The organism is Ferrimonas marina, from assembly GCF_900129905.1.
GTDB classification, from domain to species: Bacteria; Pseudomonadota; Gammaproteobacteria; order Enterobacterales; family Shewanellaceae; genus Ferrimonas; species Ferrimonas marina.
Genome location: NZ_FQXG01000002.1, coordinates 554,454 through 581,379, shown reverse-complemented (window position 1 = coordinate 581,379; position 26,926 = coordinate 554,454). Strand labels below are relative to the sequence as shown.

Genomic DNA, 26,926 nt, shown 5'->3' with positions numbered 1-26,926 from the left:
TCGTCACATCATGTGATTAGGGTGGGATTTTTGCTGCCGGATGCCATATAATCCGCGCGACAAAATAGACGTCCTTAAAACAACATGGAGTGGACAGACAATGGCCATTGAGCGCACTTTTTCTATCGTTAAGCCGGATGCCGTCGCTAAGAACGTGATTGGCGCCATCTACAGCCGCTTCGAGGCCGCTGGTCTGAAGATCGTTGCCAGCAAGATGGTACACCTGAGCAAAGAGCAAGCCGAAGGCTTCTACGCTGAGCACAAAGAGCGTCCTTTCTTCCCGGCGCTGGTTGAGTTCATGACCTCCGGCCCGATCATGGTGCAGGTACTGGAAGGCGAAAACGCCGTTCTGGCCAACCGTGAAATCATGGGTGCCACCAACCCGGCTGAAGCGGCTCGCGGTACCCTGCGCAGCGACTTCGCTGACAGCATCGACGCCAACGCAGTTCACGGCTCCGACGCCCTGGCTTCTGCTGAGCGTGAGATCGCTTACTTCTTTACCGCTGACGAGATCTGCCCGCGCACCCGCTAAGCTGATTTGAGTCATGAAAAAGCGCCCCGAGGGGCGCTTTTTTTGTTTCTGCGATTGGACACCGATAAGGCTTATTCCGCCTTGTTGTCCGGCTCCTCGTCGTGGCTGACCCGGAACTTGCGCTGCTTCTGGCGGTGGTCCCACAGCTTCTTGGCCAGTTGCTGCATGTCCTCGGCCGGGTCGTCGCGCTCGACGATCTCCAGCCCCAGCAGTGACTCCAGCACGTCCTCCATGGTCACCAGGCCGCGTACGCTGCCGTACTCGTCCACCACCATCGCCATCGGGTTCTGCTTGTTAAGCAGCAACTCAAACACCCGCATCAGTTGGGTGTTCTCCGGGATCACCGTCATGCTGCGTCGCAGGGTACGCAGCGGCGCTTCCGGCTGGGCTTTCTCCGCCATCAGCACATCCGCCTTCTGCACGTAACCGACAATGTCGTCCGGGTCGTGGGCGTAGATCGGGATCCGGCTGAAGCCCTTACGGCTGTGCTCATGGGCGTACTCCGCCAGGGTCAGGCTCTGGGGCAGGGCGAAGATCACCGTACGCGGAGTCATGATCGCCGATACCGGGATACTCCGCGCCTTAAGCATCTGCTTAAGGATGTTGGACTCCTGGTCATTGAGCTCACCAGACTCGGCACCGATGTCGGCCATGGCGGACATCTCAGAGCGGATGTACTGGCCGCTGCCCTCTTTGCCCAGCAGGCTGGTCATCTTGGCAGAGAGCCAGATCAGCGGCTTGGTCAGGGTCACCAGCGCCTGCAGCGGGCGGGCAGAAAGCGGTGCCAGCTGACGCCAGTAGTTGGCACCCAGGGTCTTAGGGATGATCTCGGACAGGAACAGGATCGCCAGGGTCAGGATGGCGGAGAACAGCCCCAGCACCTGGCTACCAAACACCGCGGCGGCCTGGGCACCGGCACCGGCGGCCCCGGCGGTATGGGCCACGGTATTGAGGGTGAGGATCGCCACCAGTGGCGCCTCGATATTGGCCTTGAGCTTCTCCAGCCGATCCGCTGCTTTGGGGTGATCGGCTTTGAGGCCCTTGATGTAGGCTGGGGTGATGCTCAGCAAGGTGGCTTCCAGCACGCTGCAGATGAAAGACACCCCGATGGCCAGGGCAATGTACACTGAAAGCAGCAACATTTTGGATTCATACTCCTGTTCAACAAAATCGCCAACATGGCGATGTGCCAATAATAACGGGGTTTGTCAGTTTTTCATTAGTCCCTTGTAACAAGGAAAGTGGCCTGTTCAGAGTGCATTAGGCCAAGCTTGAACCGTCTGAACAAAAAAGAGGCAGCGCCCTGGCCTGCAACGGTGGATGGCCCAGCCCTTTCCGGGCTGGACGGCGGGGCGATGAACCCTGTACAATTGCGCGCCATTTTTCGGCTGGTAGATGAGGCATCCGATGACAGAGAAAACCAACCTGCTTAACCTGGATCGCGACGGCTTGCGCGCGTTTTTCGTGGAGATCGGCGAGAAGCCGTTCCGCGCCGATCAGGTAATGAAGTGGATCTATCACTTTGGTTGCGCTGACTTTGACCAGATGACCAACATCAACAAGGGCCTGCGCGCCAAGCTCAAGGAGCGCGCCGAGGTGATTGCTCCGGAGATCGCCACCAGCCAGCACTCCTCCGACGGCACCATCAAGTTTGCCATCGATGTGGGCAACGGCCAGCAGGTCGAAACTGTCTACATCCCGGAAGCGGATCGGGCCACCCTGTGCATCTCCTCCCAGGTAGGCTGTGCGCTGGAATGCAGCTTCTGCTCCACCGCTCAGCAGGGCTTCAACCGCAACCTCACCGTGTCCGAGATCATCGGCCAGGTGTGGCGTGTGGCCACCTACCTGGGTCTGAAGACCGAGACCGGTGAGCGTCCCATCTCCAACGTGGTTCTGATGGGCATGGGCGAGCCGCTGCTCAACCTCAGTAACGTGGTGCCGGCGATGAACATCATGCTGGATGACTTCGGCTTTGGCCTGTCCAAGCGCCGCGTCACCCTGTCCACCTCTGGTGTGGTACCGGCGCTGGACAAGCTGGGCGATCAGATCGACGTGGCCCTGGCCATCTCTTTGCACGCCCCGGACGATGCACTGCGCGACGTGCTGGTGCCGGTCAACAAGAAGTACAACATCGACATGTTCCTGGCCTCGGTACGCGGTTATCTGGGCAAGTCGCTGGCCAACAAGGGCCGGGTGACGGTGGAGTACGTGATGCTGGACCACATCAACGACAGCACTGAGCAGGCCCACGAGCTGGCCAAGGTGATGAAGGACACGCCGTGTAAGATCAACCTGATCCCCTTCAACCCTTACCCTGGCAGCCCGTACGGCAAGAGCTCCAACTCGCGCATCGACCGCTTTGCCAAGGTGCTGATGGACTACGGTTTGACCGTCATCGTGCGTAAAACCCGAGGCGACGACATCGACGCTGCCTGCGGTCAGCTGGTCGGTGACGTGCGGGATCGCACCAAGCGACTGGTAAAAAAACGTATGCAAGAGAAGTCCATTTCGGTCACAATGAGCTAAGTATTTGTTTGTAAAACATCAGGGATACGATGAAGCGCATTGGCCTGGTCATCCTGCTACCGTTGTTAATGTCCGGCTGCGTTCAGACCACCACCTACAGCGGCACCGACACTCGGGTTGCTGAACGAGAATACGTGCCCTCAGCGGCCGCCCGTGAACGGGTGTCACTGGGGCTTGCTTACCTCAATCGTGGCGATAACGAACAGGCCAAGTACAACCTGGAGCGGGCGCTGGAACAGTCGCCGGATCTGGATGAAGCGCTGCTGGCCATGGCGCACTACTACGATGTGGTCAAGGACGAAGCGCGGGCCGAACAGTTTTACAAGCGGGCGGTGTCGGTTCACCCGAACAGTGCCGATGCGGCTAACAACTACGGGGTGTTTCTCTGTCGGCAGCAGCGTTACAAGGATGCCGACAAGTGGATGAATCGGGCCGTGGACATTCCCGGCTACATCCGCATGAGCCAAACCTATGAAAACCTTGGGATGTGTGCCCGTCAGGCCGGATGGGACGACAAAGCCAGACTGTATTATGAGCGGGCTCTCAATTATGATCCCCGCCGAGCCGCGACCTTGCTGGAAGTGGCAGAATTAAGCTTCGTTGCTCAGCAATGGGATGAAACGCGCCGGTATCTCGAGCGTTACCATCAAGGTGGCAACGAATCCCCAGCCAGTTTGCTGTTGGGGGCAGAGTTGGAATATAGCGTTCAGAATACGGATGCGGCCCGTCGCTATGGGGTATTATTGTTGGCGAAGTACCCTGGTTCAGAGCAGGCGAAAACGTACCGAATGAAGTATTACTGATGACAGACGAACAACAGAACGACGCAAGCCCGGAGTTGGTAGAAACACCGGGCCCGATGCTACGACAAGCCCGTGAACGGGCAGGATTGACCACAACGCAGGTGGCCCAGCGCCTTAACCTGCGTCATTCGGTTGTGGTCGGGATGGAACAGGACAGCTTTGAGCCTGACATGTCCATCACCTACATCCGAGGCTACATCCGCAACTACGCCCGCCTGGTGGGCCTGGATGAGCAACGCCTCAACGACGCACTGGATCGCCTGCACCAACCGGAACCCACCAAGGAGATGCAGAGCTTCTCCGGCCGAACCCACCGGGAAAAACACGACAGCCGCTGGATGATGCTGACCTGGGTGATCCTGTTGGCCCTGGCCGTAGTGATCATCTGGGGCCTGTTTGGTCGCAGCGATGACAGCAGCGACACCGTGGCGCCGCCCACCGTGACCATTGAATCTCCCAGCAGCGCTGAGCCGCAAAGCCCCAGCCTGGATGCCCCGACTCTGGAAGAGCCTGCCGTCGAAGCGCCCAGCCTGACCGAGTCCAGCGACGCCTTCGAAACGGCTGAGCCTGAGATAATCGAGCCGGCTGCCGTTCAGCGCAGCGAGCCTGCTCAGCCTGAGCCGAGCCTGCCCGCCCAGTCCCAAAGCCAAAGCGATGAGCTGGCCAGTAGCGCCGCTCAACCGGTGACCGCACCGAGTGCGGCCGAGCCGGTGGCAGAAGCCGCCGAAGAGAGCGCGCCGGCGGTGGCCAGCGAAGACAGCCTCAGCATCCGCCTCAGCGCCGATTGCTGGATGCTGGTGCAGGACGCCAATGGTCGGGTGCTGGTGGAAGGCCTGAAGAGCGATGGCTACCAGACCGACGTCCAGGGTGAGGCACCGTTTAGCATTCGATTGGGCGCGCCGGAAGCGGCCAATCTGGTTTTCAATGGTGATCAGGTCGACCTGTCTGGCTTCCGCCCAGGCCGTGTTGCCCGACTGACCCTACCTCAGTAAGCAGTTAAAAAGACATGCACCAGGAATCCCCAATTCAACGACGCAAGTCGACCCAAATCATGGTGGGCAACGTGCCGGTAGGGGGCGATGCCCCCATCTCGGTGCAGTCCATGACCAACACCCGCACCACCGATGTGGAAGCCACCGTGGCGCAGATCCAGGCGATCGAGCGTGCCGGTGCCGACATCGTGCGTGTGTCCGTGCCGACCATGGAAGCCGCGGAAGCCTTCCGTCTGATCAAGCAGCAGACCAACATCCCGTTGGTCGCCGACATCCACTTCGATTACCGCATCGCCCTCAAAGTGGCGGAGTACGGGGTGGACTGCCTGCGCATCAACCCCGGCAACATCGGCCACGAGGACCGCATCCGTGCGGTGGTGGATTGCGCCCGCGATAAGAACATCCCGATCCGCATCGGCGTCAACGCCGGTTCACTGGAGCGGGAGATCCAGGAGAAGTACGGCGAGCCGACCCCGGCGGCCCTAGTGGAATCCGCCATGCGCCACGTCGACATCCTGGATCGCCTCAACTTTGACCAGTTCAAGGTGAGCGTTAAAGCCTCCGACGTGTTCCTGGCGGTGGAGTCCTACCGTCAGCTGGCCCAGCAGATCGTGCAGCCGCTGCACCTGGGGATCACCGAAGCCGGTGGTGCCCGTGCCGGTGCGGTCAAGTCCGCCATCGGCCTGGGCATGCTGCTGTCTGAAGGGATCGGCGACACCCTGCGGGTCTCCCTGGCGGCGGATCCGGTGGAAGAGGTGAAGGTGGGCTTTGATATCCTCAAGAGCCTGCGCATCCGTGCCCGTGGCATCAACTTCATCGCCTGCCCCTCCTGCTCACGTCAGGAGTTCGATGTGATCAACACCGTCAACGCGCTGGAGCAGCGCCTGGAAGACGTGATCACGCCGATGGACGTGTCCATCATCGGTTGCGTGGTGAACGGCCCCGGTGAGGCGCTGGTGTCCGATCTGGGACTGGCGGGCAGCAACCGTAAGAGCGGCTTCTACATCGATGGCAAGCGCCAGAAGGAGCGGCTCGACAACACCGACCTGGTCAACCTGCTGGAGACCCGCATTCGACAACAGATTGCGATGCGGGCTCAGCGGATCGACGTCAAGGAAACCGACGTCGAGTAATGGAACCCGCCCCCTTGGGCGGGATTTCCCGTTTTTGGAACCCCCTTTTTTCGTTACTAACAAACAGGTTTATTAGTGGCTAAACAGATCCAAGCGATCCGCGGCATGAACGACTGCCTGCCGGCGGACACCGTTAAGTGGCAGCAGGTGGAAAACGCCCTGCGCCAACTGGTAGCGAGCTACGGCTACCAGGAGATCCGCACCCCCATCGTGGAGATGACCGGCTTGTTCAAGCGGGCCATCGGTGAGGTGACCGACATCGTCGAGAAGGAGATGTACACCTTCGAAGACCGCAACGGTGACATGCTGACCCTGCGTCCGGAAGGCACCGCCTCCACCGTGCGTGCCGGCAACCAGCACGGCCTGCTGTATAACCAGGAGCAACGCCTGTGGTACATGGGCCCGATGTTCCGTCACGAGCGTCCGCAGAAGGGCCGCTACCGTCAGTTCCACCAGTTCGGTGTTGAGGTGTATGGCCTGGCCAGCGCCGACATCGACGCCGAGGTGCTGATGATGTCCGCGGCGCTGTGGGACGCCCTGGGCGTGTCCGACCACGTCCGCCTGGAGCTGAACACCCTGGGTAACAGCGATGAGCGTGCCGCCTACCGCGACGCGCTGGTGGCCTTCTTGGAGCAGCACATCGATAAGCTGGACGAAGACAGCCAGCGTCGTCTGCACAGCAACCCGCTGCGGGTGCTGGACTCCAAAGACGCCGGTGTGCAGGCGCTGCTGGTCAATGCGCCGGAGCTGATGGACTACCTGGGCGAAGAATCTAAGCAACATTTCAATACCTTGTGTGAACTGTTGCACGCCGCTGGCATCGAATACACCGTTAACCCGCGTCTGGTTCGTGGACTGGATTACTACAACCGCACCGTGTTCGAGTGGGTGACCGAGAGCCTGGGTGCCCAGGGCACCGTACTGGCCGGTGGCCGCTACGACGGCCTGGTGAACCAGCTCGGTGGCAAAGACAGCCCGGCGGTGGGCTTCGCCATGGGCATCGAGCGCCTGGTTTTGCTGCTGGATACCCTGGGCAAGTTCGACAACCTGCCGCGCAACACCGACGTCTATGTCTGTGCCATGGGCGACAGCGCGCTGGCCAGCGCACTGCAGCTGGCGCAGGAGTTGCGCCAGACGCTGCCAGGGCTTAAGGTGATGACCCATTGCGGTGGCGGAAACTTTAAGAAACAGATGAAGCGCGCCGACAAGAGCGGGGCGGAATTTGCCCTGATCTTGGGTGAAGACGAAATACAACAAGGGCTGGTGACCGTGAAACCGCTGCGTGGCGGTGAACAGCGTCAACTGGCCAAAGACGCGCTGATGGAAGAGTTAGCCGCGTTGCTGAACGCGTAAGGGGAACCTGTGGAAATTTACAGCACCGAAGAACAACAAGTAGAAGCGATCAAAACATTCTGGAAAGAGTACGGCATGTCCATCATCGGTGGCGCTGTACTGGGCCTGGGTGGCCTGTTTGGCTGGAACGCCTACCAGGATCACCAGGAAACCCAGCGTGAATCCGCCTCCACCGACTTCGCCAAGATCGTTGAAAGCAGCGCCAGCGCCGACGAAGTGCGCGCCGCTGCCGATGCCTTCCGTGCCGAGCACGGCAACGCCGGTTACCTTGCCCTGACCGATCTGCTGGAAGCCCGCACCGCGGTAGAAAGCGGCGATCTGGCCCGCGCCGAATCCCTGCTCAGCGGTGCTATCGGTCAGCTGGACAGCAGCGTGGCCCCGCTGGCGCAACTGCGTCTGGCTCGCGTGCAGATCGCCCAGGACAACCTGGCCGCTGCCGAAGCCACCCTGGCTACCATCAGCAACGAGGCCTTCGTGGTCCAGCGTGATGAGCTCAAGGGCGACCTGTTCAAGCAGAAGGGCGAGCTGCAAGCTGCCCGTGAAGCCTACCAATCTGCCCTGGACGCCGGCGGTGCGCTGACCAACCCGGGCCTGCAGATGAAGCTGGACGACCTGGCGCAAGCCGGATAAGGGGTGCCATCGATGTTGCTGGCAAGAAAAGGATGGCTGGCTGGCCTGTTGAGCGTTGCCGTTTTGGCAGGCTGTGCATCCAGCGATGACGAATCAGAACAGATCTCCCCGCTGCCGGAGCTGGACCAAAACCTGAAGGTGGACGTCCAGTGGAAGGAGCGTGTCGGTAAGGGGATTGAAGATTACTGGTCTTCCCTCTCCCCGGCGATCGCCTACGACAAGCTGTTCGTAGCCGAGCGCCATGGCATCGTTTCGGCGCTGTCGCCGGAAGATGGCAAGGAGATCTGGAGCACCAACCTGCGTCGCGCCTTTAGCGACGGCATGCTGAAGAAGAACAAGGGCGCTCGCCTGTCCGGTGGTGTTGCTACCGGCTTTAACAAGGTGTTCGTCGGCAGTGAAAACGGCGCCATCTTCGCGCTCAATGCCGAAGACGGCAGCGTTGCCTGGGAAACCACTACCGTGGGTGAAGTGCTGTCCGATCCGGCCATCATCGGCCGGATGGTGGTGGCCAACACCGCCGCCGGTAAGGTGCAGGCCTTCAACGTCGATAACGGTGAGTTTGTCTGGCAGATGGACCTGACCATGCCGCCGCTGATGCTGCGTGGCAGCTCCGGCGTCGCCAGCTCCCAAGGGGCCGCCATCTTCGGCACCCCGGACGGTAAGGTCAGCGCCCTGTTTGCCGACAGCGGTGCCCCCATCTGGGAAGCGCGCCTGGCGGAAGCCACCGGCTCCAACGAACTGGAGCGGGTAGTGGACGTGGACGTTAAGCCGGTGGTTCGTGGTGACAACGTGTACTCCGCGGCCTTCAACGGCAACCTGGCCTCCATCGAGCTGCGCAGCGGTCGTATCGCCTGGAGCCGTAAGTACTCCAGCTACACCCCGCTGGCGATCCAGGGCTTCCAGATCTACATGACCGACTCTCGCGGTGCCGTGTACTCCATCGACCGTCGTAACGGTCTGGAGAACTGGGCCAACACCGAGCTGACCGGCCGTCTGCTGACCGGGCCGCAAACCCTGGGTAACTACCTGGTGGTGGGCGACTTCGAAGGCTACCTCCATGTGCTGGACCGTCAGACCGGGGAGCTGCTGGGCTACACTCAGATTGACTCCAGCGGGCTGTACGCGCAGCCACTGCGGGATGGCGACAAGCTCTACCTACAGACCCGTTCGGGACGCGTCGCTGCGGTGACAATTCCCTAAACACCCTGTACACTATGGCGCCCCCGAATGTTCGGGGGCGTTTTCGTTTGATTTATGAGGTATCGATAGCATGATCCCAGTGGTTGCCCTGGTAGGACGTCCGAACGTCGGTAAGTCCACCCTGTTTAACCGCCTGACCGGCACCCGAGATGCTCTGGTGGCGGATTTCCCTGGCCTGACCCGGGATCGTAAGTACGGCCAAGCCCACCTGGGTGGCCGTGACTTTATCGTGATCGATACCGGCGGCATCGACGGCACCGAAGAGGGCATCGAGACCAAGATGGCCGAGCAGTCCCTGGTGGCCATCGAAGAAGCGGACGTGGTGCTGTTCATGGTGGATGCCCGCGCCGGCCTCACCGCCGCCGATGAAGCCATCGCCAAACACCTGCGTAGCCGCGAGAAGCCGACCCTGCTGGTGGCCAACAAGACCGATGGCATCGATGCCGATGCGGCGGTGGGCGAGTTCTACTCCCTGGGTATGGGCGACATCCACCAGATCGCCGCCGCCCAGAACCGCGGTGTCACCAGCCTGATCGACTACGCCCTGACCCCCTGGGCCGAGGAGTTTGCCGAAGAGCACGGCGAAGAGGCGGCTGAGGAAGACGAGTGGGCCGAGGAAGAGGTAGTCGAGCACACCGAGGAGAGCGCCGCGGAGGAAGCGGAGCGTCTGCGCAACCAGCCGATCAAGCTGGCCATCATCGGTCGTCCCAACGTGGGCAAATCCACCCTGACCAACCGCATCCTCGGTGAGGAGCGGGTGGTGGTGTACGACATGCCCGGCTCCACCCGCGATTCCATCTACATCCCGATGGAGCGCGATGAGCGCGAATACGTGCTGATCGACACCGCCGGGGTACGCCGCCGTAAGAGCGTGTTTGAGGCGGTAGAGAAGTTCTCCGTGATCAAAACCCTGCAGGCGATTGAAGACGCCAACGTGGTGCTGCTTGTGGTCGACGCCCGTGCCGGTCTGTCCGACCAGGATCTGTCCCTGCTGGGCTTTGCCCTGAACGCGGGCCGTGCCGTGGTGCTGGCAGTGAACAAATGGGATGGCCTCGACAACGAGGTGAAGGACGAGATCAAGCGTGAGATCGACCGTCGCCTGGGCTTTGTCGACTTTGCCCGTCTGCACTTTATCTCCGCACTGCATGGCACCGGTGTGGGCCACCTGTTCGAATCCGTCCAGGAAGCCTACGACAGCGCCACTCAGCGCCACTCTACCGCCATGCTGACCCGTATCATGCACATGGCCCAGGATGACCACCAGCCGCCGATGGTGCGCGGTCGTCGGGTTAAGCTGAAGTACGCCCACGCCGGTGGCTACAACCCGCCGATCATCGTGGTGCACGGCAACCAGGTGCGGGACCTGCCGGACTCTTACAAGCGCTACCTGATCAACTACTACCGCCGCTCTTTGCAGGTGATGGGTACCCCGATCAAGGTGCTGTTCCAGGAGGGCGCCAACCCGTTCGAGGGCAAGCGCGAGAAGCTGACCCCGCTGCAGCAGCGCAAGCGTCGCCGCCTGATCAACCAGATCAAGAGCCGCGGCAGCAAGTAAGCTGGCCGCTAAGCGCGAGAAAAAGGAGCCCTTAGGGGCTCCTTTTTTGATGGGCTAGAAAAAGTCAGCGTCAGCCTGGTGAAAAACTGGCCAATCAGAACCGCCGTTTCCGGGCTAGAAATCAGCTCTAACTGAATAGATATGCTGGTCAATTTAACCTTCCTTGGTGATATCTGCGATTTGTTGTGGATAGCCAGTCAGTCACGCTGTATCGACACGCTATTACTGGAAGTTTATTTCATCATATTGACTCTTTTCTGGCTTAGGGGCTGCGGTAAACTTAAGCGAATAACTTCAACAAACACTGAGACTTAAATGCAATCCGCTGCCGATACCAACCCCTGGATGAGCTGGCTGCCTGAGAAGGCGCTGCTGCATCGACGTGGCCAGATCCTGAGCCACAACCTGGGGCTGGGCGGATTGCTGGAGGATGCCAACCTGCTCTCCTCACTGGGGCGTTGCCAAAGCGGTGAGCGTCAGCTGGTGGTGGATCGGGATGGTGTCTTGTGGTGCCTGTCCAGCCAGGCGGTGCCAGAGCAGGAGGCGATGCTCACCCTGATGCTGCCGGCGGCGCACCAGGACCTGCAGCAACTGATTGCCCATCTGCCCACCGCGCTGGTGGTGCACCGCTGGTTCAAGCCGCTGTTCACCAACCAGGCCTTCGCCGATCTGTTTCACTTTGACTCGGTCAGTGAGGTGCTTGAGCTGGACTCCTTGCGCAGCATCATCGGCGAAGAGCATTGGCCGATGGCGCAGGAGAACTACCGTACCCTGATGAAGCACGGCCGCCTGGATAAGATCCAGGTGGAGGAGCACCATGCCGTTAACGGTACCCGGCTGCAGGCCCAGCTGGTGGACTTCGTGCTCAACTGGGACGGCGAGCCGGCGGTGTGCACCCTGGTCAGCAACGTCTCCACCCAGCAGGCCAAGATAGAGCAGTACAAGCGGATGGCCTTCACCGATCCGCTCACCGGTCTTGGCAATCGCCGCCGCTTCTTCGAACACTCCGAGGGCTTTATCCAGCGCTCCGCTGCCCAGGGCAGCAGCATGATGCTGCTGTTGCTGGACGTCGACCACTTCAAGTCCATCAACGACCAGCACGGCCACCCGGTGGGCGATGAGGTATTGCAGCACCTGGGCAACCGTCTGGTTCAGTGTGTCGACAGCGAGGCGTTGCTGGCCCGTATCGGCGGCGAGGAGTTTGCCCTGCTGATGCCAGTACCGGCGATGAGCCTGTTGGCGGAGCGGGCCGAGCGGATTAAACAGGAGATTGGGGCAGAGCCCTTTGTCAGCTACCACGGCTTGCAGCTGCCCATCACCTTCTCCGTGGGCGTCACCCGTTGGCGCCCCGGCGAAGACAGCCTGCCTGCCATCTACCGTCGGGCCGACAACGCCCTCTACCGCGCCAAGTCGATGGGGCGGGACAGGATCGAGTGTATCTACTGATCCACACACCCGCCTGACTCCTTTATTTGCCCATCCCCACCCGGTGTGGAACAGCTCGTCTATGCTTGGATCCCTGTGCGTTTTGCCCCCGGGACGGCTTTGGGGGCTGGCAACGATGAGGATGCATTATGTCTCCGGTTGACCATGCGGATCTCTCCGACTTTCGCTCCACCCTGGCAGGCCCGGTTCTGACCGCCGACAACGCCGATTACGATGAAGTTCGTGCGTTGTGGAATGGCATGGTGGATAAACGCCCTGCGCTGATTGTGCGCTGTCACGATCGCGCCGATGTGGTGGCCGCCCTGGCCTTCGCACAAACCCATAAGCTGGAGATCGCGGTGCGCGGTGCCGGCCACAATATCGCCGGCAACGCCAGTTGCGATGCCGGCATGATGATCGATCTCTCTACCATGGATGCGGTGGAGGTCGATCTGGCAGCCAACATGGCCCGGGTTCAACCTGGTGTGACCCTGGGCCAACTGGATGCCGCAACCCAGGCCCACGGGCTGGCGGTGCCGGTTGGGATTAATTCCACGACCGGGATCGCCGGGCTGACCCTGGGTGGCGGCTTTGGCTGGTTATGCCGTCGCTACGGCATGACCGTCGACGCCCTGCGCGGGGCCGAGGTGATCACCGTGGACGGTGAGATCCTGTACGCCAGCGAGCAAGACAACGCTGAGCTGTTCTGGGCCCTGCGCGGTGGTGGCGGCAACTTCGGTATCGTTACCCGCTTCGACTTCGAGCTCTACCCGCTGGGGCCGGAGGTGATGGCCGGGCTGATGGTGTTCCCGCTGGAGCAGGCGGAATCGGTACTGACCCAGTACCGCGATTGGATCCTTAAGACCCCGGTGGAGTTCAACACCTGGGTGGTGATGCGTCATGCGCCGCCGCTGCCGTTTTTGGACGAGTCTGTACACGGCACCAAGGTGGCCGTGTTAGCCGTGTGTCACACCGGTGAGCAGGCCGAGGGTGAGGCGCTGGTCAAGCAGCTGCGCGGCTTTGGCCAGCCGGTGGGGGAGCACATCGGCATGATGCCCTTTGTTGACTGGCAGCAGGCGTTCGACCCACTGCTGGCCCCAGGCGCACGCAACTATTGGAAGACCCACAACTTCACCGCGATGGAGGATGGCCTGATCCAGGCAGCAGTGAAGGAGGCAAACGGCCTGGCTGGGCCGGAGTGCGAGGTGTTCTTCGCCTGCATCGCCGGGGTGGCTAACCGTGTCTCCGCCGACGCCATGGCTTGGAACGCCCGGGATGCCCGTTTCGTGATGAACGTGCACGCCCGCTGGCAGGAGGCCTCAGATGACGATGCCTGCATCAACTGGGCCCGCTCGGTGTTTGCCTCTACCCGTCCCTTTGCCTCTGGCGGTGCCTACGTCAACTTCATGACCGACGAAGAGGGTGCCCGGGTGCAGGATGCCTACGCCAACAACTTCGACAAGCTGGTGGCGGTGAAGCGCCAGTATGACCCCGACAACCGGCTGCACCTGAACCAGAACATCCGGCCGGATTAGCACTGCGAAAAGACACGAAAGAGATATAGAAAAAGCCCGCCAATTGGCGGGCTTTTTGCGCTTCTTACGTTTTGCACTGCCATGCAGATATCGAGGTTAGTGCTCACTCTGCTTAGCGATTGCACCAGTGGTTGCCCAGTGGTTATGTTAGCGATTGAATCAGCGTTAGCACTCACTGCGCCGCTCAGGCTTGCTCTGCGCTGTCCTTAGGGTGCTCCACCGTCAGCGCCAGGCTACCCCGGTGTAGGCGGGCACTGAGGGATTGACCCGGACTGACCTGGCCGGCGTCCTTGATGGTGTTGCCGCTCTCATCCTGCAGGATGCTGTAGCCACGGGACAGCACCGCCAACGGGCTGACCGCATCCAGCGCCGCCACCTGGCTTTGCAGCTGCAGGCGGGCACGGCCCACCAGGCCATCGGTGGCCCGCTTGAGCCGATGCTGCAGTTCAGTCACCTGCTGGCCGGAGCGCTGGATCCGCGGCGCCGGGTGTTGATGCTCCAGTCGCTGGCTCAGCCGCTGCTGGGCGTGGCCGGCGTGCAGCAGGCGGGTCTGCATGGCGCGCTCCAGACGCAGGCTCAGCTCATCCAGCCGCTGGCTGTGGGTGCTCAGCTGGGTACGGGGATGGGTGGCCTCCAGCCGCGATTGCAGCAGCGCCAGGGCGTGGCGCTGATGACGCAGGTGGCTGGTGAAGGCCTGGCCCAAACGCTGCTGCTGTTGCATCAGCTGCTGGCGATGGTGGCTGCTGTCGCGGGAGAGCAGCTCCGCCGCGGCGGAAGGGGTAGCCGCACGCAGATCCGCCACGTAATCGGAGATGGTGGTGTCCACCTCGTGGCCCACCGCACTGACGATGGGCAGACGGGCCTCGTAAATCGCCCGGGCCAGCCGTTCATCGTTAAAGCACCAGAGATCCTCCAGCGAGCCGCCGCCGCGGGTCAGCAGCAGGCAGTCCACCTCGTCCCGCTCATCGGCGGTGCGCAGCATAGCGATAAGGTTCTCCACTGCCTCGGCACCCTGCACCAGCGAGGGGTAGATGACGACTTCGAGGGTCGGATCACGGCGCTTCAGTACCGACAGCACGTCGCGGATGGCGGCGCCGGAGGGGGAGGTGATCACCCCCAGCTTGCGGATGTTGTCCGGCAGTGGCTGCTTGGCCTCCTGGGCAAACAGCCCCTCACCGGCCAGGCGCATCTTCAGCGCGTCAAACTGCTGCTGCAGCAAACCATCGCCGGCGGGCTGCATCGACTCCACCAGCAGCTGCATGTCGCCACGGGGTTCGTACAGGGTGACGTTGGCCCGTACCAGCACCTGCATGCCGTGCTCCGGCCGGAAGGTGAGGCGGCCGGCGCGGCTGCGGAACATGGCGCAGCGGATCTGGCTGCGGTCATCCTTCAGGGTGAAGTAGATGTGGCCGGAGGCCGGGGTGGCCAGGTTGCTGATCTCGCCGGTCAGCCAGACGCGGCTCCAGTTTTGCTCCAGCGTCGATTTGACCTGCCGATTGAGGGCAGAAACGGTAAGGATGTTGGCATTCACAGGCGGGGCAGGGGGTACGAAAGAGGGTGCGATTACGGTGCCAGCTTTTGCCGGTATGAGCAAGTTTGGATGAGTCCCCTGTTCGGCTCCCTTGTCTGGTGCAGGTAGCCGAACAGGGGTTACCCGAGATCAGGCCGGGCTGGGCTGCTGAGTGGTTTGTTCAGCCGCTTGTTGACTGGCTTGTTGATTAGCTTGTCGATTAGTCAGCTCGCTCAGGTGTAGATCGAGCCGCTTGGCCATAGCCTGGATGCGGGCAAACTTGTAGAAGGCGCGAATGCCCAGCCAGTAGGCCGGCAGCCACAAAAGCTCAGAGGGAGGCATCTGCATGCCGTAGCCGTAATACATCAGGCCCCAAGCCGCGCCGGCGATCAGCAGGGATTTGCCGGTGAGCTGGTCAATCTTGATCTTGCCATTGAGCTCGTGGCCATTGGCTGCAGTGTATTGCTTGCCAGTGGTGTGATTGATCACCCGGGCAGGGTAGCCAAAGCCCTTGTCGGTGCGACCAGCGAACAGCACCGTGACCCGGTGGCCCGGTCGCATCGGCACCGATTTGTTGATCAAGTTGATCTGATGCTCTTTGCCCTGGTCGTCTCGGATCCAGATCTCTTGGGTGGTGGTGGTCTCAGAGTGGATGTTGATCTGGCCATTGCCCTCGTGCACCGTGCCGCTGCCGGACACGTGGGTTTGTGAATGCTTCTCCTGGCTCAGCACTTCGCCGGTGCGAGCCCAGAACTCCAGGGTTCTCTTGCGATGGTTAAACAGGTCCATGGGGTATCCTTGCTGTCTGTATCTTGATGGGTCGGCCTAAAAGCCGGCTCATACCGGAAGGTGGGCGATCTGATCCATCAGGGCATCGGTGAGGCCAAGGCCTCGCAGTGCGAAGATGGTGAGGTTGAGCCCCAGCAGACAGAAGGCGTAGGACAGGCGAACCAGCAGATCGGTTTTGGGCCGGAACGACCAGACAGCCAGTGGGACGATCACGTACAGACTCAGGATCATCTTGTTGTAGTACGGCATCAGGCTAACGGGCAGCTGCGAAGACAGACCGGAAAAGCCGATGGCTATGTCTGCGGCGATGGCGGCTACCACCGCCAGCAACACGCTGGGAAAAGAGAGATCACGGCGGGTCATTAACCACAGCAGTGAGACCATTAGGGTGACTTCAATAGCAAATTGCAGGTACATCAACGTCATTCCATAACGACATGGGCCAAAAGCGGCACCTATGGGGTCACACGCCCGGGTCGGCTGACCAAGGTGTGTGGGCGAGCGCATAGACTTTATCGCGCCGTCGTTGATGACACAACGGCCTGTTTATTATTGAAAATTCTTACTAGATTGGGGCAGTGGATGTGGTCGCAAGTGGAACTGAGAGGATGTGGTGGCGATGAAGCTGAGTCGGCAGCAGGAGGTGCTGCAGGGCGAGACTCTGTGAGAAGGATCCATTAGAAGTATCAATTTCCGATTGCCGAAGCAAGGCGACGTCGCTATAATCTCGCCGCAATATTTCAAACCTCAAAACCCTACTTTAGGTGGAATGTTGCCATGCTACGTATCAAGCAAGAAGCCCTGACATTCGACGACGTTCTGCTCGTCCCTGCCCACTCTACCGTTCTGCCTAACACCGCCGAGCTCGGTACCCAACTGACCAAAAAGATCCGTCTGAACCTGCCGCTGCTGTCTGCTGCGATGGACACCGTGACCGAAGCCCGTCTGGCCATTGCCATGGCACAGGAAGGCGGTCTGGGTTTCATCCACAAGAACATGAGCATCGAACAGCAGGCCAACGAGGTCCGCAAGGTGAAGAAGTACGAAGCCGGTATCGTGCAGGACCCGGTGACCGTTTCCCCTGAGATGACCATGCGTCAGCTGTGGGAGATGCGTGAGAACTACGGTTTTGCTGGTTTCCCGGTGGTAGCCGACAACAACGAGCTGGTGGGCATCATCACTGGCCGTGACGTGCGCTTCGTCACCACTCCGGATGCCACCGTGTCCGAGATGATGACCCCGAAAGAGCGTCTGGTGACCGTACAGGAAGGCGCCCCGCTGACCGAAGCCCAAGCGCTGATCCACAAGCACCGTATTGAGAAGGTGCTGGTGGTAGACGATGCCTTCACCCTTAAAGGCATGATCACCGTTAAAGACTTCAAGAAAGCCGAAGAGAAGCCCAACGCCTGTAAAGACGAGCTGGGTCGCCTGCGTGTGGGTGCCGCCGTTGGCGCCGGTGCCGGCAACGAAGAGCGCGTCGCTGCCCTGGTAGCCGCTGGCGTTGACGTCATCCTGATCGACTCCTCCCACGGCCACTCCGAAGGCGTGCTGCAGCGCATCCGCGAAACCCGCGCGGCCTTCCCGGACGTGCAGATCATCGGTGGTAACGTGGCCACTGCGGCCGGTGCCAAGGCGCTGATCGACGCTGGTGTGGACGCCGTGAAAGTGGGCATCGGCCCGGGCTCCATCTGTACCACCCGTATCGTGACTGGCGTAGGTGTACCGCAGATCACCGCCGTGAACGAAGCCGCCTCCGTGGCCGACGAGTACGGCATCCCGGTGATCGCCGATGGCGGTATCCGCTTCTCCGGTGACATCGCCAAGGCCCTGGTGGCCGGCGCTTCCTGCATCATGGCCGGTGGCATGTTCGCCGGTACCGAGGAAGCCCCGGGTGAGACTGAGCTGTACCAAGGTCGTGCCTTCAAATCCTACCGTGGCATGGGCTCCCTGGCGGCGATGAGCAAAGGCTCCTCCGACCGTTACTTCCAGTCCGACAACGCCGCCGACAAAATGGTGCCGGAAGGCATCGAAGGCCGTATCCCGTACAAAGGTCTGCTCAAAGAGATCATCCATCAGCAGATGGGTGGCCTGCGCTCCTGCATGGGCCTGACCGGCTGTCAGACCATCACTGATCTGCGCACCAAGGCGGAGTTTGTTCGCATCTCCGGTGCCGGCATCAAAGAGAGCCACGTTCACGACGTGACCATCACCAAAGAAGCCCCGAACTACCGTCTGGGCTAAGCTCGCCCCATCCCTACGCGGCAGGTGCCATGCTCATCGAAAGAGCAAGCGTGGCACCTGCCGCTTTATATAACGAACAAAGAGAAGCAAAGCGCATGAGCAATATCCATGACCACCGCATTCTGATCCTGGACTTCGGCTCCCAGTACACCCAACTGGTTGCCCGCCGTACCCGTGAGATCGGCGTTTACTGTGAACTCTGGGGCTGGGACGTCTCCGAAGAGAAGATCCGCGAGTTCAACCCCACCGGGATCATCCTGTCCGGCGGCCCGGAGTCCGTGGCGGAAGCCGGCTCCCCCCGTGCACCGGAGTACGTGTTCAACGCCGGCGTACCGGTACTGGGCGTGTGCTACGGCATGCAGACCATGGCCGAGCAGCTGGGCGGTAAGGTGTCTTGCTCCGACAAGAAAGAGTTTGGCTACGCCCAGGTGGAAGTGCTGGAAGCGACCAAGCTGTTCGAGAACATCGAAGACGCCATCGCAGCGGACGGCAACGCGCTGCTGGACGTGTGGATGAGCCACGGTGACAAGGTTACCGCCATCCCGGAAGGCTTCACCCAGGTGGCCAAGACCGAGACCTGCCCCTATGCCGCCATGGCGGACGAGTCTCGCCAGTTCTACGGCGTGCAGTTCCACCCGGAAGTGACCCACACCAAGCAGGGCAAGCGGATGCTGGAGCACTTCGTGCTGAACATCTGTGGCTGCGAGGCCAAGTGGACCTCCGAGGCGATCATCGATGACGCCATCGCTCGCATCAAAGAGAAGGTCGGCTCTGACAAGGTCATCCTGGGCCTGTCCGGCGGTGTCGACTCCTCCGTAGTAGCCATGCTGCTGCACCGCGCCATCGGCGACCAGCTGACCTGTGTGTTTGTCGACAACGGCCTGCTGCGTCTGAACGAAGGCGACCAGGTGATGGAGATGTTCGGTGACCACTTCGGTCTCAACATCGTTCGTGTCGATGCCGAGCAGCGCTTCCTGTCTGCGCTGGAAGGCGAAGCGGATCCGGAAGCCAAGCGTAAAATCATCGGCCACACCTTCATCGAGGTGTTCGACGAGGAAGCGTCCAAGATCCAGAACGTGAAATGGCTGGCCCAGGGCACCATCTACCCGGACGTGATCGAGTCCGCCGGTGCCGCCACTGGCAAGGCCCACGTCATCAAGTCTCACCACAACGTGGGTGGCCTGCCGGAAGACATGGAGCTGGGCCTGGTTGAGCCGCTCACTGAGCTGTTCAAAGACGAGGTGCGCAAGATTGGTCTGGAGCTGGGCCTGCCCTACAACATGCTGTACCGCCACCCCTTCCCGGGGCCGGGTCTGGGCGTGCGTGTACTGGGTGAAGTGAAGAAAGAGTACTGCGATCTGCTGCGCCGTGCCGATGCCATCTTCATCGAGGAGCTGCACAAGGCCGACCTGTACAACAAGACCTCCCAGGCCTTCACCGTGTTCCTGCCGGTGCGCTCCGTGGGCGTGATGGGCGACGGTCGTAAGTACGACTGGGTTGTCTCCCTGCGTGCGGTAGAGACCATCGACTTCATGACCGCCGTATGGGCCCAGCTGCCCTACGACTTCCTGGGTCGCGTCTCCAACCGCATCATCAACGAGATCGACGGCATCTCCCGCGTGGTGTACGACATCTCCGGCAAGCCGCCGGCGACCATCGAGTGGGAATAATCTCCCACACGGTTTAGCGGCCTAACGGCCGGATGTAAAAAAGCCCTGAGCGTTGAGCTCAGGGCTTTTTTGATGAAGAGGAGGAGGCTGCATTCCTCATGACTCCCCCTTGCCTAACCGCTTCCCTACACTCTTAGAAATCAACGAAAGGGCAGAGCAAGAGCAGTGGAGCATCGGCCTTACGCCTACCGCAGAAAATATGCTTGGAGAGTGTACTTTTCTATAAAGAGCTAATATCCCAAGGTTGAGGTCATGCCAGAGAGACACACAAACTACCTCATTTATCTGGAATTATGTTGCTTTTTAGATTCGCTTTCTTGGTTGTAGTGGTGATTGCGTCTCGTAAATACGGCATGAAAGTTGCCGAGTTGCTCTTAACAACAAATCAAGCTTGAAAAACTCTGCTTTAATTTTTCATCAAGCCATTCAGATTCATGCTATTAATTTTTTCTATAGTTGCTCTAAGACTGTTGCTTCTAGAGATGGCTTCTGAAATATCCCAATAATTCCTGATAAACTCAGAAAGTAAAGCGTTATATGACGGGCCTATTGGTGCATTTCCTATTGGTATCATTCCCTGAACAATCTCTTTGCTTCGAGAACGTCTGGATAAATTTATTAACTCTAGCTTTGGGTCTCGAATATTGTCGACGTAATTATCGTATGAAATATTTGCTACATTGAAGTAGCTCTTAACACTATCTATGTCTGCAAGTATCCACGATTCTACCTCAGAAACGGCAATACAAAATGCTAGACCTTGATTATGGCGATGACTTAGCCAATTAAGAGACATATTCTGAAAATCGAAAACTGACTCTTGCTGATCGGAATCTGCTAGTACGAACATAAAGCAGTTATTGGCAATGTTGTTAAACTTCACCATATTTTTCTTTAGGTCACCACAACCTCTCATAGGGAATAAGTGGTTGAGAACAAAGTCTTCTCTACAATAATCTAATATTTTTAGAGCAACTTCTTTGCTGGGTTCATCTTCAACAGCTAAAAATACTTTGTACATGCTAATAATCTAGGTTGAGCTGATCAATTTCTCTCGGTGATGTTCTTGGCAGTACGGCATCTGCCGGGCTGAACCCTGCCTCAATCAACAATGTAATGTCCTCTATCTCATTAACATTGCAGGCATTTGAACCTTCATTGCTTGGCGTAACTAAGATTATTTCGCTAGTATCAATGCCTTTATCTTCCAGCATGTCATTACTATGGGTAGTTATAAAAACCTGTGTGCTCCCCCCCTTTCTTTTGGTGAGCTGAGAGAAATTACTTGGTAATTTTCTTGATATACTAGGATTAAGTGATAATTCTGGTTCTTCAAGAAGAAGCAGTCCTTTGTTCTCCAGTAGAGACCAAAACAATCCTATCAGTCTAAGCGTGCCATCAGAAAATTGATCTTCACGTTGCCAGCCTGCCCTAGGGCGCCAATGAGCGTAGCGTGCTTTTAAATGAGGCTTGCCCGTAATTGAATCTCTTTCAAACCCAAGTTCTTTTAGATTTGGAACTGCAACCATTAGAGCTTTTTCAATTTTTCCTAGGCGGCTCTCTAATACTGACTTAGTTGATTTAGATATTTTTGAAAGAAAAGACTGGCCAAAGGAGTCTGCAGTTGTTTCTTCATGTTGTAAAAATAAGTCAGGATGTTTTAATACTTGTGGAACCAAATGAAGATAACTGACCTCGCCTAGCCATTCTGCGATTGATTTAAATTTTCTGTTTAAGAATGTATGTTCCAGATGAGTTTGTGTCAGTAGATCAGAGTCTGACTTGTCGTCCTTATTGGGTCTATTTAAAACAGTTTTTCCATTCTTTACGACCTTTTCTTTGGTAACAAGTGTGCGCCTTGTTCCATAGGTCTCCTGTATAAATTCCAATGAATACGACCATTTTGTATCCCCATCGAATAATTCTATTTCAATTCCTACTTGTGGGCTCCGTCTTGCACCTAGCCAGCGAATTTTTTTAACGCCTCTCCGAGTGGACACGGCTTTTTGAAAGCCACCGCCATCGGTGTTAGCGATGTCTCTCAGAAATCTGAGGGCATCAAGCAGGTTAGATTTTCCTGACGCATTAGGTCCAACAATAAAAACCCGGTCTCCCAAAGAAACTTCGACTTCATCGAAGTTCCTCCAATTCTTTAGTTTTAACTTTGTAATCTTCATACGTTCCTACTTATTCTAATATGGGGGACCAAAGGGCCAGAGTGGATTGGTTGGTAGTCACTAACCCGTGGTGCCAGTCAGTGTACAATTCAGCCAAATAATGGCTTTGAATCCCAGATACGCGACTCTCTCCAGCACGATGTCTGGTGGCTCTGAATGGTTTCGATCTTGTCGTGATCGACCTTATCAAAATCGGGTTTTCTGACAAAGTTCTGAGTTGCATACATTTTTCTTAGTGCGGGTAGCGTGACTCTTGTCATGGTCAGCGGACCACAGGCGTCAGAGTGGATTGATCATGTGGGACATGGTATCCATGGGCTACGGGCTACGGGCTACGGGCTACGGGCTACGGGCTACGGGCTACGGGCTACGGGCTACTGGCCTATGAGTTTGGCGCGGATCTGGGGCCAGAAGGCCAGTACGGTGGGCAGGCCCACACAAAGGGCATACCAACCAAAGAAGAAACCGGCTTTGCCGCCCATGCACACGATGAACAGCACCACGGCCAGGCAGATGGCGTTTAGGGTAACTAGGTATTTTTGTCCAAAGGTCATGATCTCGACTCCTTGTCGGTGGTGGGTCGGCCAGTGCGGCTGCCCCATGTTTGGGGGCCACGAGGGCCAAAGGAATCAGAGCGGTTTAGTTAGCAATCGCTAACTCCGTGGTACCAGTCAGTGTCCAGTTTGGCTAAATCATCGCTCTGAATCTCAAGACCAAAGGGGTCAGAGTGGATTGATCGTACGCTGGCTGTGATACCCAGCCTGCTAGGCTTACCTGTCCAAGCTTGATAACAGGGAAGTTAGGATGGCTAGGTTACGTCGATTGGATTTGGCGGGGATCCCGCAGCACGTCATACAGAGAGGCAACAATCGTCAGGCCTGTTTCTTCGGGGACGAAGACAGGCACTGCTACCTCAATAAGCTTCGCGAGGCGAGTGGTAAGTACGATGTGGCTATCCACGCGTATGTTCTGATGACCAACCATGTCCATCTGTTGGTGACTCCTGGCGAGGAGTGACCAAAGGGGTCAGAGTGGATTGATCAGGTGGGCCGTGGTATCCATTGGCTATTGGCTATTGGCTATTGGCTATTGGCTATTTGACCAAAGGGGTCAGAGTGGATTGATCATTCGTCTTTAATTCACCGGGCTGTACTTACTCTCCAACCCTGTAATGCTGCGCCATGTTTTCAAGCAGATCGTCGATCTTCCCATCGATAAACGCACTCGCTGCGGTTGCCCTAGCGTACTGCGCTGCATCGTACAGAGTGGCGCTGGTATCCTCACGACAACTCTCGTTTGTGAATACAGCACTGATACGAATCAACGCCTTCGCGTACGCCTGATCGAAGTCCCATACGGACCCCACCAGCTCATAGAAAGCATCGTCTTTAAGCCGGTCGGTGGCGCTGTTCCACGCCTCCTGTCCCCGAGCGTACTGCATAGCGTTACTGCTAGATGAATCAGACAGGTACTGACTGCAGCTGTAATCACTGTAAGCTGCTGCCGCCGCAGTGCTGTACGTACTAGCGGCAATCACCGCTGCAATCGTAATCTTGCTAAGTTTGTTCATTATTGTAATTCTCTGTACATCTATGTATTACTTGGTTAATCGGCGTATTACTCGGTATCACTCGTAAATTCCAACCATACGATAGTCTTCATCCACTACGCTCTGCCGGTGCTGTTTCAATGTCTCAAGCGTAGCGCTGCGTACCCTTGGCACAGGCGCTTTATCTAAGCTGATACCGCCCTTTGTGACCAAAGGGGTCAGAGTGGTTTGGTTAGTAGCTACTAACCCCGTGGGGCCAGTCATTTACCAATTCAGCCAAATTATGACTCTGAATCTCAGATACGCTCCGCACTCCAGCAGGATGGCTGGTGGCTCTGACGGGTCTCGATTTTGTAGTGATCGACTTTATCAAAGTCAGATCTACTGACAAAGCGTTGAGTTTCATTCACTCTCCTTTAGGCGCGTCGCGTGACTCTTGTCATGGTGACCAAAGGGGTCAGAGTGGATTGATCGTACGCTGGCTGTGATACCCAGCCTGCTAGGCTTACCTGTCCAAGCTTGATAACAGGGAAGTTAGGATGGCTAGGTTACGTCGATTGGATTTGGCGGGGATCCCGCAGCACGTCATACAGAGAGGCAACAATCGTCAGGCCTGTTTCTTCGGGGACGAAGACAGGCACTGCTACCTCAATAAGCTTCGCGAGGCGAGTGGTAAGTACGATGTGGCTATCCACGCGTATGTTCTGATGACCAACCATGTCCATCTGTTGGTGACTCCTGGCGAGGAGGGTGGAGTCGGCCGGATGATGCAGAGTCTTGGCCGGGTCTATGTCCACTACATCAACAAGACTTATCGAAGAACCGGCTCCCTGTGGGAAGGGCGATTCAAATCAACACTAGTGGATTCAGAGCGCTACTTTCTGACGGTGAGTCGTTATATCGAATTGAATCCCGTGCGTGCCGCCATGGTAGAGCATCCATCGGAGTATCCATGGTCGAGCTACCGAGTGAACGCAACTGGCGCAGGCTCGAGTCAGACCGATTCACTTATCCAGCCACACGCTAGCTACCTGTCTTTGGGCCCTTGCAACGAGCAGCGTACAGCAGCTTATCGCTCCCTGTTTGATGGTCAGATCCCTGAGCGTACCCTTGCAGAAATCCGTGAGGCGACCAACAAGCTTTGGGTGCTTGGGGATGGCCATTTTGAGTCAGAGATCCAGCGCCAAACGGCGCGGCGACTGTCACCCTTGCCCCGTGGAGGAGACCATCGTTCTGAGCAGTTCCGTCAGGGGAAATGATTCAATCCACTCTGACCCCTTTGGTCGTGAACCAGTCACAGATGGCGGCGGCGATCGGCGTTAGCCGATCACAGCTGTCCCGCTGGGCCAACTTTGAGGACATGCCCGATGACCGTGCTGACCAATTACTGGCCCTAGTATCAGGTGAACTTACCTTTGACGAGGCCGTAATGGGTCCTCACTTGGCGCAATGGCAGCTAGTTGAAGAGGAGCTCAAGCAGCGAAAGACATTTATGTCCTATCTGGATGAACGTCACAGTTATGAGGGTGGGAGTCTGAAAGGCGATAAAGGCATGAAGGCCCTGCGCAAGGCCTGCATAGAAATGATGGTGGCCTGTGGTGCAAAATTTCCCGCTGATAAAGGAGATGAAAGGCTGCCAAAGTTGGTCGAGGCCATCAGCTACAGCTACATCGTCACTTCTCGCCTACTCACTATCACTGCTGAGTATGCTCCGATCTGCACCAAGGCGGAAACAGAGGCCGTGGCCAAGCTCTTACAAATTACTCCTAACCTGGCGGCCATGAGCATTGAAAATGCCGTACTAGAAGAACTTGGCGCTTCTAGTGAGGCTATCCAAGAAGGGCAGATAACTGTTTTTAACGATTTTAATCATCTCACTACTGAATTGATGCAGGCTTTGCTGACCGGCTGCGGTGTATTAGCGTTTGATTTCGAACGACTGTGGCACGAGGATATTCCGACCCTCAGTAACGAGGTTGAAGAAGAATACTCACGAATGGGCGAAGGCTGGAATTACGAATCTTTTAGTAACAAAGCCATCAAGAGTCAGAATGAAGAGATATTGGCAAAGTTAGAGTCTATTGAGGCAAAACTGGCGAGTTAACATTTCCTGAACTCTTTGGTCCGCTTTGGCCCCAGCAGTAGGCCAAAAGAAAGCGCCTGCCCCAGGTAGGGGGCAGGCGCTGGATGTCAGAAGGGGAGATGCCTCTCAGGCCGCTACCTCAAACTGGGTCACCACCGGGCATCCAAGACAAGCCGCTATCGCTCTCGCCGAATTCGACCGGACGACCCAGGTGGTCGGTGAGCTGCTGCTGGCGCTTGCTTTGCCCACGGAAAGGCACGGTGATCATGCCCTGGTACTGCAGCAGACCTTCCATAGAGGCATGGCCAATCGCAGAGCGCAGTGAGTTGGGCTTGTGGTTGGTGACCAGCACGGTGGAGCGACCCTGAGACTGGCGGCTACGGATCATGGTGCCGATCGCCGTCTTCATCGGTGGGGTCAGCATCTGCTCATCGAAGCCCACTTCGTCGAAGATGAGCAGATCGACTTTACTGGCCCGTTCGCGCAGCGCCTCACCGTTCTCTTTGTCGTAAAACACGGTGTCTACAAAGCGCTTGAACTGCACCATCATCGAGCTTTTTCCGGCAGCAATCACCTCGTGGTGCAGTGCTCCGGCAACGGTACTCTTACCGCAGCCGTAGGCCCCCATGAACAGGGCTCCGAGGGCGTACCCATCCTGCTCATGTGAGGTCAAGACCCGAGGGATCATCACCTGCAAGGCCGCGATGGCGTTCTCAAAGTCCTCACTGGCATCGCCGGTGGCGGCAATGGCGTAACAGTTCTCCAGCGTCCAGCTTGGATCAACATCGGAGCCTTTCAATAGCTCTTCCGTCACACGGGCGCGGCGATCCGCGTTCTCTTTATCGAGCTCTTCTTGAGCCTTGCGGTCCTGAGCGGCAATGGCTGCCGCCAACTCCTCTTTACCCATCCGGCGGCCTTTGCCGATCTTGTCGATGAACTGAGTGATATCAACCGGGCCAGAGCGTTTCTTGCCATCGCTGGGCCGACGGGCAGCACCACCTGAGGGCTTAACCACGGGTCGCTGTTCGCTCTTAACCGGGGCTTGCTGCACCGGTGAGGGTTGAACGGCAACCGCAGGCTGCGGCGCACTGCTGGCAGCAGCGTCCTTCTCGACCTGTTGCTTTGCCTTCATCTTGTTGAGCTTTTCTTGCAAGTCGGCAAGGCTGGGTTGAACCTTTTTGATGCTCATCTTTATCCCTTCAACGCGGAGCGTTGCACTTAGT

25 protein-coding genes are annotated in these 26,926 nt (G+C 58.0%); 16 read left to right on the top strand and 9 right to left on the bottom strand.

What is annotated here, in order from left to right; all coding sequences use genetic code 11:
• Nucleotides 1–100 precede the first annotated feature (100 nt).
• Nucleotides 101–532 (top strand): nucleoside-diphosphate kinase, encoded by a 432-nt coding sequence (ndk, locus tag BUC04_RS06250; RefSeq protein WP_067662941.1) that lies wholly within the window; start codon nucleotides 101–103, stop codon nucleotides 530–532.
• A gap of 71 nt (nucleotides 533–603) precedes the next feature.
• On the opposite strand, the gene BUC04_RS06245 is transcribed toward ndk, so the two are convergent.
• Nucleotides 604–1,674, bottom strand: a complete 1,071-nt coding sequence (locus BUC04_RS06245; protein WP_067662938.1) for a CNNM domain-containing protein — start codon at nucleotides 1,672–1,674, stop codon at nucleotides 604–606.
• Between the two features lie 265 nt (nucleotides 1,675–1,939).
• On the opposite strand from BUC04_RS06245, the gene BUC04_RS06240 reads away from it, so the two are divergent.
• From BUC04_RS06240 to BUC04_RS06195, 10 genes are all read left to right on the top strand, one after another.
• Nucleotides 1,940–3,058: a dual-specificity RNA methyltransferase RlmN gene (locus tag BUC04_RS06240; protein WP_067662934.1), complete on the top strand. Its 1,119-nt coding sequence runs from the start codon at nucleotides 1,940–1,942 to the stop codon at nucleotides 3,056–3,058.
• A gap of 29 nt (nucleotides 3,059–3,087) precedes the next feature.
• The gene (gene pilW, locus BUC04_RS06235) at nucleotides 3,088–3,861 is read left to right on the top strand and encodes a type IV pilus biogenesis/stability protein PilW (protein ID WP_067662931.1); all 774 of its coding nucleotides are present in this window, start codon (nucleotides 3,088–3,090) and stop codon (nucleotides 3,859–3,861) included.
• A complete protein-coding gene (locus BUC04_RS06230) occupies nucleotides 3,861–4,853 on the top strand; it encodes a RodZ domain-containing protein (protein ID WP_067662928.1) in 993 nt (330 codons plus the stop codon). Before pilW ends, BUC04_RS06230 begins: the two co-directional genes overlap by 1 nt.
• 14 nt (nucleotides 4,854–4,867) lie before the next feature.
• A complete protein-coding gene (gene ispG, locus BUC04_RS06225; protein WP_067662925.1) occupies nucleotides 4,868–5,986 on the top strand; it encodes a flavodoxin-dependent (E)-4-hydroxy-3-methylbut-2-enyl-diphosphate synthase in 1,119 nt (372 codons plus the stop codon).
• A gap of 75 nt (nucleotides 5,987–6,061) precedes the next feature.
• Nucleotides 6,062–7,339: a histidine--tRNA ligase gene (hisS, locus tag BUC04_RS06220; protein ID WP_067662922.1), complete on the top strand. Its 1,278-nt coding sequence runs from the start codon at nucleotides 6,062–6,064 to the stop codon at nucleotides 7,337–7,339.
• 9 nt (nucleotides 7,340–7,348) lie between these two features.
• Complete coding sequence (locus BUC04_RS06215; RefSeq protein ID WP_067662920.1) at nucleotides 7,349–7,969, top strand: YfgM family protein; 621 nt, start codon at nucleotides 7,349–7,351, stop codon at nucleotides 7,967–7,969.
• A gap of 12 nt (nucleotides 7,970–7,981) precedes the next feature.
• Nucleotides 7,982–9,169, top strand: a complete 1,188-nt coding sequence (bamB, locus tag BUC04_RS06210) for an outer membrane protein assembly factor BamB (RefSeq protein ID WP_067662918.1) — start codon at nucleotides 7,982–7,984, stop codon at nucleotides 9,167–9,169.
• 70 nt (nucleotides 9,170–9,239) lie between these two features.
• Nucleotides 9,240–10,724 (top strand): ribosome biogenesis GTPase Der, encoded by a 1,485-nt coding sequence (gene der, locus BUC04_RS06205; RefSeq protein WP_067662915.1) that lies wholly within the window; start codon nucleotides 9,240–9,242, stop codon nucleotides 10,722–10,724.
• Between the two features lie 315 nt (nucleotides 10,725–11,039).
• Complete coding sequence (locus BUC04_RS06200; protein WP_067662912.1) at nucleotides 11,040–12,170, top strand: GGDEF domain-containing protein; 1,131 nt, start codon at nucleotides 11,040–11,042, stop codon at nucleotides 12,168–12,170.
• 128 nt (nucleotides 12,171–12,298) lie between these two features.
• A complete protein-coding gene (locus tag BUC04_RS06195; protein WP_067662909.1) occupies nucleotides 12,299–13,684 on the top strand; it encodes an FAD-binding oxidoreductase in 1,386 nt (461 codons plus the stop codon).
• Nucleotides 13,685–13,868: 184 nt separating this feature from the next.
• Here BUC04_RS06195 and xseA read toward each other — a convergent pair whose 3' ends face one another.
• The 3 genes from xseA to BUC04_RS06180 form a co-directional block, all read right to left on the bottom strand.
• A complete protein-coding gene (xseA, locus tag BUC04_RS06190) occupies nucleotides 13,869–15,215 on the bottom strand; it encodes an exodeoxyribonuclease VII large subunit (RefSeq protein ID WP_067662906.1) in 1,347 nt (448 codons plus the stop codon).
• Nucleotides 15,216–15,344: 129 nt separating this feature from the next.
• Complete coding sequence (locus tag BUC04_RS06185; protein WP_067662904.1) at nucleotides 15,345–15,983, bottom strand: hypothetical protein; 639 nt, start codon at nucleotides 15,981–15,983, stop codon at nucleotides 15,345–15,347.
• 48 nt (nucleotides 15,984–16,031) lie between these two features.
• The gene (locus BUC04_RS06180) at nucleotides 16,032–16,400 is read right to left on the bottom strand and encodes a hypothetical protein (protein ID WP_067662901.1); all 369 of its coding nucleotides are present in this window, start codon (nucleotides 16,398–16,400) and stop codon (nucleotides 16,032–16,034) included.
• Nucleotides 16,401–16,760: 360 nt separating this feature from the next.
• On the opposite strand from BUC04_RS06180, the gene guaB reads away from it, so the two are divergent.
• The gene (guaB, locus tag BUC04_RS06175; RefSeq protein WP_067662898.1) at nucleotides 16,761–18,224 is read left to right on the top strand and encodes an IMP dehydrogenase; all 1,464 of its coding nucleotides are present in this window, start codon (nucleotides 16,761–16,763) and stop codon (nucleotides 18,222–18,224) included.
• Between the two features lie 95 nt (nucleotides 18,225–18,319).
• Nucleotides 18,320–19,894 (top strand): glutamine-hydrolyzing GMP synthase, encoded by a 1,575-nt coding sequence (gene guaA / locus BUC04_RS06170; RefSeq protein WP_067662892.1) that lies wholly within the window; start codon nucleotides 18,320–18,322, stop codon nucleotides 19,892–19,894.
• A gap of 406 nt (nucleotides 19,895–20,300) precedes the next feature.
• Here guaA and BUC04_RS23560 read toward each other — a convergent pair whose 3' ends face one another.
• The 3 genes from BUC04_RS23560 to BUC04_RS06160 all read right to left on the bottom strand — a co-directional run bounded on the left by BUC04_RS23560 (nucleotide 20,301) and on the right by BUC04_RS06160 (nucleotide 22,625).
• Nucleotides 20,301–20,915, bottom strand: a complete 615-nt coding sequence (locus tag BUC04_RS23560) for a hypothetical protein (RefSeq protein WP_143165557.1) — start codon at nucleotides 20,913–20,915, stop codon at nucleotides 20,301–20,303.
• A gap of 1 nt (nucleotide 20,916) precedes the next feature.
• A complete protein-coding gene (locus BUC04_RS06165) occupies nucleotides 20,917–22,071 on the bottom strand; it encodes an AAA family ATPase (protein WP_073325652.1) in 1,155 nt (384 codons plus the stop codon).
• A 374-nt stretch (nucleotides 22,072–22,445) separates the two neighbouring features.
• Entirely contained in the window at nucleotides 22,446–22,625 is a 180-nt protein-coding gene (locus BUC04_RS06160) for a hypothetical protein (RefSeq protein WP_067662891.1), read from the bottom strand.
• Nucleotides 22,626–22,875: 250 nt separating this feature from the next.
• On the opposite strand from BUC04_RS06160, the gene BUC04_RS06155 reads away from it, so the two are divergent.
• The gene (locus BUC04_RS06155; protein ID WP_200804665.1) at nucleotides 22,876–23,088 is read left to right on the top strand and encodes a transposase; all 213 of its coding nucleotides are present in this window, start codon (nucleotides 22,876–22,878) and stop codon (nucleotides 23,086–23,088) included.
• Between the two features lie 136 nt (nucleotides 23,089–23,224).
• Here BUC04_RS06155 and BUC04_RS06150 read toward each other — a convergent pair whose 3' ends face one another.
• Nucleotides 23,225–23,641: a hypothetical protein gene (locus BUC04_RS06150; RefSeq protein ID WP_067666211.1), complete on the bottom strand. Its 417-nt coding sequence runs from the start codon at nucleotides 23,639–23,641 to the stop codon at nucleotides 23,225–23,227.
• Nucleotides 23,642–24,159: 518 nt separating this feature from the next.
• On the opposite strand from BUC04_RS06150, the gene BUC04_RS06145 reads away from it, so the two are divergent.
• The gene (locus tag BUC04_RS06145) at nucleotides 24,160–24,879 is read left to right on the top strand and encodes a transposase (RefSeq protein WP_073325650.1); all 720 of its coding nucleotides are present in this window, start codon (nucleotides 24,160–24,162) and stop codon (nucleotides 24,877–24,879) included.
• Nucleotides 24,880–24,920: 41 nt separating this feature from the next.
• Nucleotides 24,921–25,724 carry a hypothetical protein gene (locus BUC04_RS06140; RefSeq protein WP_143165556.1) on the top strand — a complete coding sequence of 268 codons (804 nt, stop codon included), beginning with the start codon at nucleotides 24,921–24,923 and terminating at the stop codon, nucleotides 25,722–25,724.
• A 118-nt stretch (nucleotides 25,725–25,842) separates the two neighbouring features.
• Here the strand turns inward: BUC04_RS06140 and BUC04_RS06135 are convergent, their stop codons facing one another.
• Nucleotides 25,843–26,892 carry an ATP-binding protein gene (locus tag BUC04_RS06135; protein ID WP_067659370.1) on the bottom strand — a complete coding sequence of 350 codons (1,050 nt, stop codon included), beginning with the start codon at nucleotides 26,890–26,892 and terminating at the stop codon, nucleotides 25,843–25,845.
• Nucleotides 26,893–26,926: the final 34 nt, after the last annotated feature.

Bases quoted from the DNA above. Each gene is read 5' to 3' on its own strand.
- BUC04_RS06245 (WP_067662938.1), bottom strand. From the start codon at position 1,674: ATGTTGCTGCTTTCAGTGTACATTGCCCTGGCCATCGGGGTGTCTTTC.
- ispG (WP_067662925.1), top strand. From the start codon at position 4,868: ATGCACCAGGAATCCCCAATTCAACGACGCAAGTCGACCCAAATCATG.
- BUC04_RS23560 (WP_143165557.1), bottom strand. From the start codon at position 20,915: ATGTACAAAGTATTTTTAGCTGTTGAAGATGAACCCAGCAAAGAAGTT.
- BUC04_RS06195 (WP_067662909.1), top strand. From the start codon at position 12,299: ATGTCTCCGGTTGACCATGCGGATCTCTCCGACTTTCGCTCCACCCTG.
- BUC04_RS06145 (WP_073325650.1), top strand. From the start codon at position 24,160: ATGGCTAGGTTACGTCGATTGGATTTGGCGGGGATCCCGCAGCACGTC.
- BUC04_RS06155 (WP_200804665.1), top strand. From the start codon at position 22,876: ATGGCTAGGTTACGTCGATTGGATTTGGCGGGGATCCCGCAGCACGTC.
- BUC04_RS06180 (WP_067662901.1), bottom strand. From the start codon at position 16,400: ATGTACCTGCAATTTGCTATTGAAGTCACCCTAATGGTCTCACTGCTG.
- BUC04_RS06185 (WP_067662904.1), bottom strand. From the start codon at position 15,983: ATGGACCTGTTTAACCATCGCAAGAGAACCCTGGAGTTCTGGGCTCGC.
- ndk (WP_067662941.1), top strand. From the start codon at position 101: ATGGCCATTGAGCGCACTTTTTCTATCGTTAAGCCGGATGCCGTCGCT.
- BUC04_RS06165 (WP_073325652.1), bottom strand. From the start codon at position 22,071: ATGAAGATTACAAAGTTAAAACTAAAGAATTGGAGGAACTTCGATGAA.
- BUC04_RS06135 (WP_067659370.1), bottom strand. From the start codon at position 26,892: ATGAGCATCAAAAAGGTTCAACCCAGCCTTGCCGACTTGCAAGAAAAG.
- der (WP_067662915.1), top strand. From the start codon at position 9,240: ATGATCCCAGTGGTTGCCCTGGTAGGACGTCCGAACGTCGGTAAGTCC.
- BUC04_RS06240 (WP_067662934.1), top strand. From the start codon at position 1,940: ATGACAGAGAAAACCAACCTGCTTAACCTGGATCGCGACGGCTTGCGC.
- BUC04_RS06160 (WP_067662891.1), bottom strand. From the start codon at position 22,625: ATGACCTTTGGACAAAAATACCTAGTTACCCTAAACGCCATCTGCCTG.
- pilW (WP_067662931.1), top strand. From the start codon at position 3,088: ATGAAGCGCATTGGCCTGGTCATCCTGCTACCGTTGTTAATGTCCGGC.
- guaA (WP_067662892.1), top strand. From the start codon at position 18,320: ATGAGCAATATCCATGACCACCGCATTCTGATCCTGGACTTCGGCTCC.
- BUC04_RS06140 (WP_143165556.1), top strand. From the start codon at position 24,921: ATGGCGGCGGCGATCGGCGTTAGCCGATCACAGCTGTCCCGCTGGGCC.
- BUC04_RS06200 (WP_067662912.1), top strand. From the start codon at position 11,040: ATGCAATCCGCTGCCGATACCAACCCCTGGATGAGCTGGCTGCCTGAG.
- BUC04_RS06230 (WP_067662928.1), top strand. From the start codon at position 3,861: ATGACAGACGAACAACAGAACGACGCAAGCCCGGAGTTGGTAGAAACA.
- guaB (WP_067662898.1), top strand. From the start codon at position 16,761: ATGCTACGTATCAAGCAAGAAGCCCTGACATTCGACGACGTTCTGCTC.
- BUC04_RS06150 (WP_067666211.1), bottom strand. From the start codon at position 23,641: ATGAACAAACTTAGCAAGATTACGATTGCAGCGGTGATTGCCGCTAGT.
- bamB (WP_067662918.1), top strand. From the start codon at position 7,982: ATGTTGCTGGCAAGAAAAGGATGGCTGGCTGGCCTGTTGAGCGTTGCC.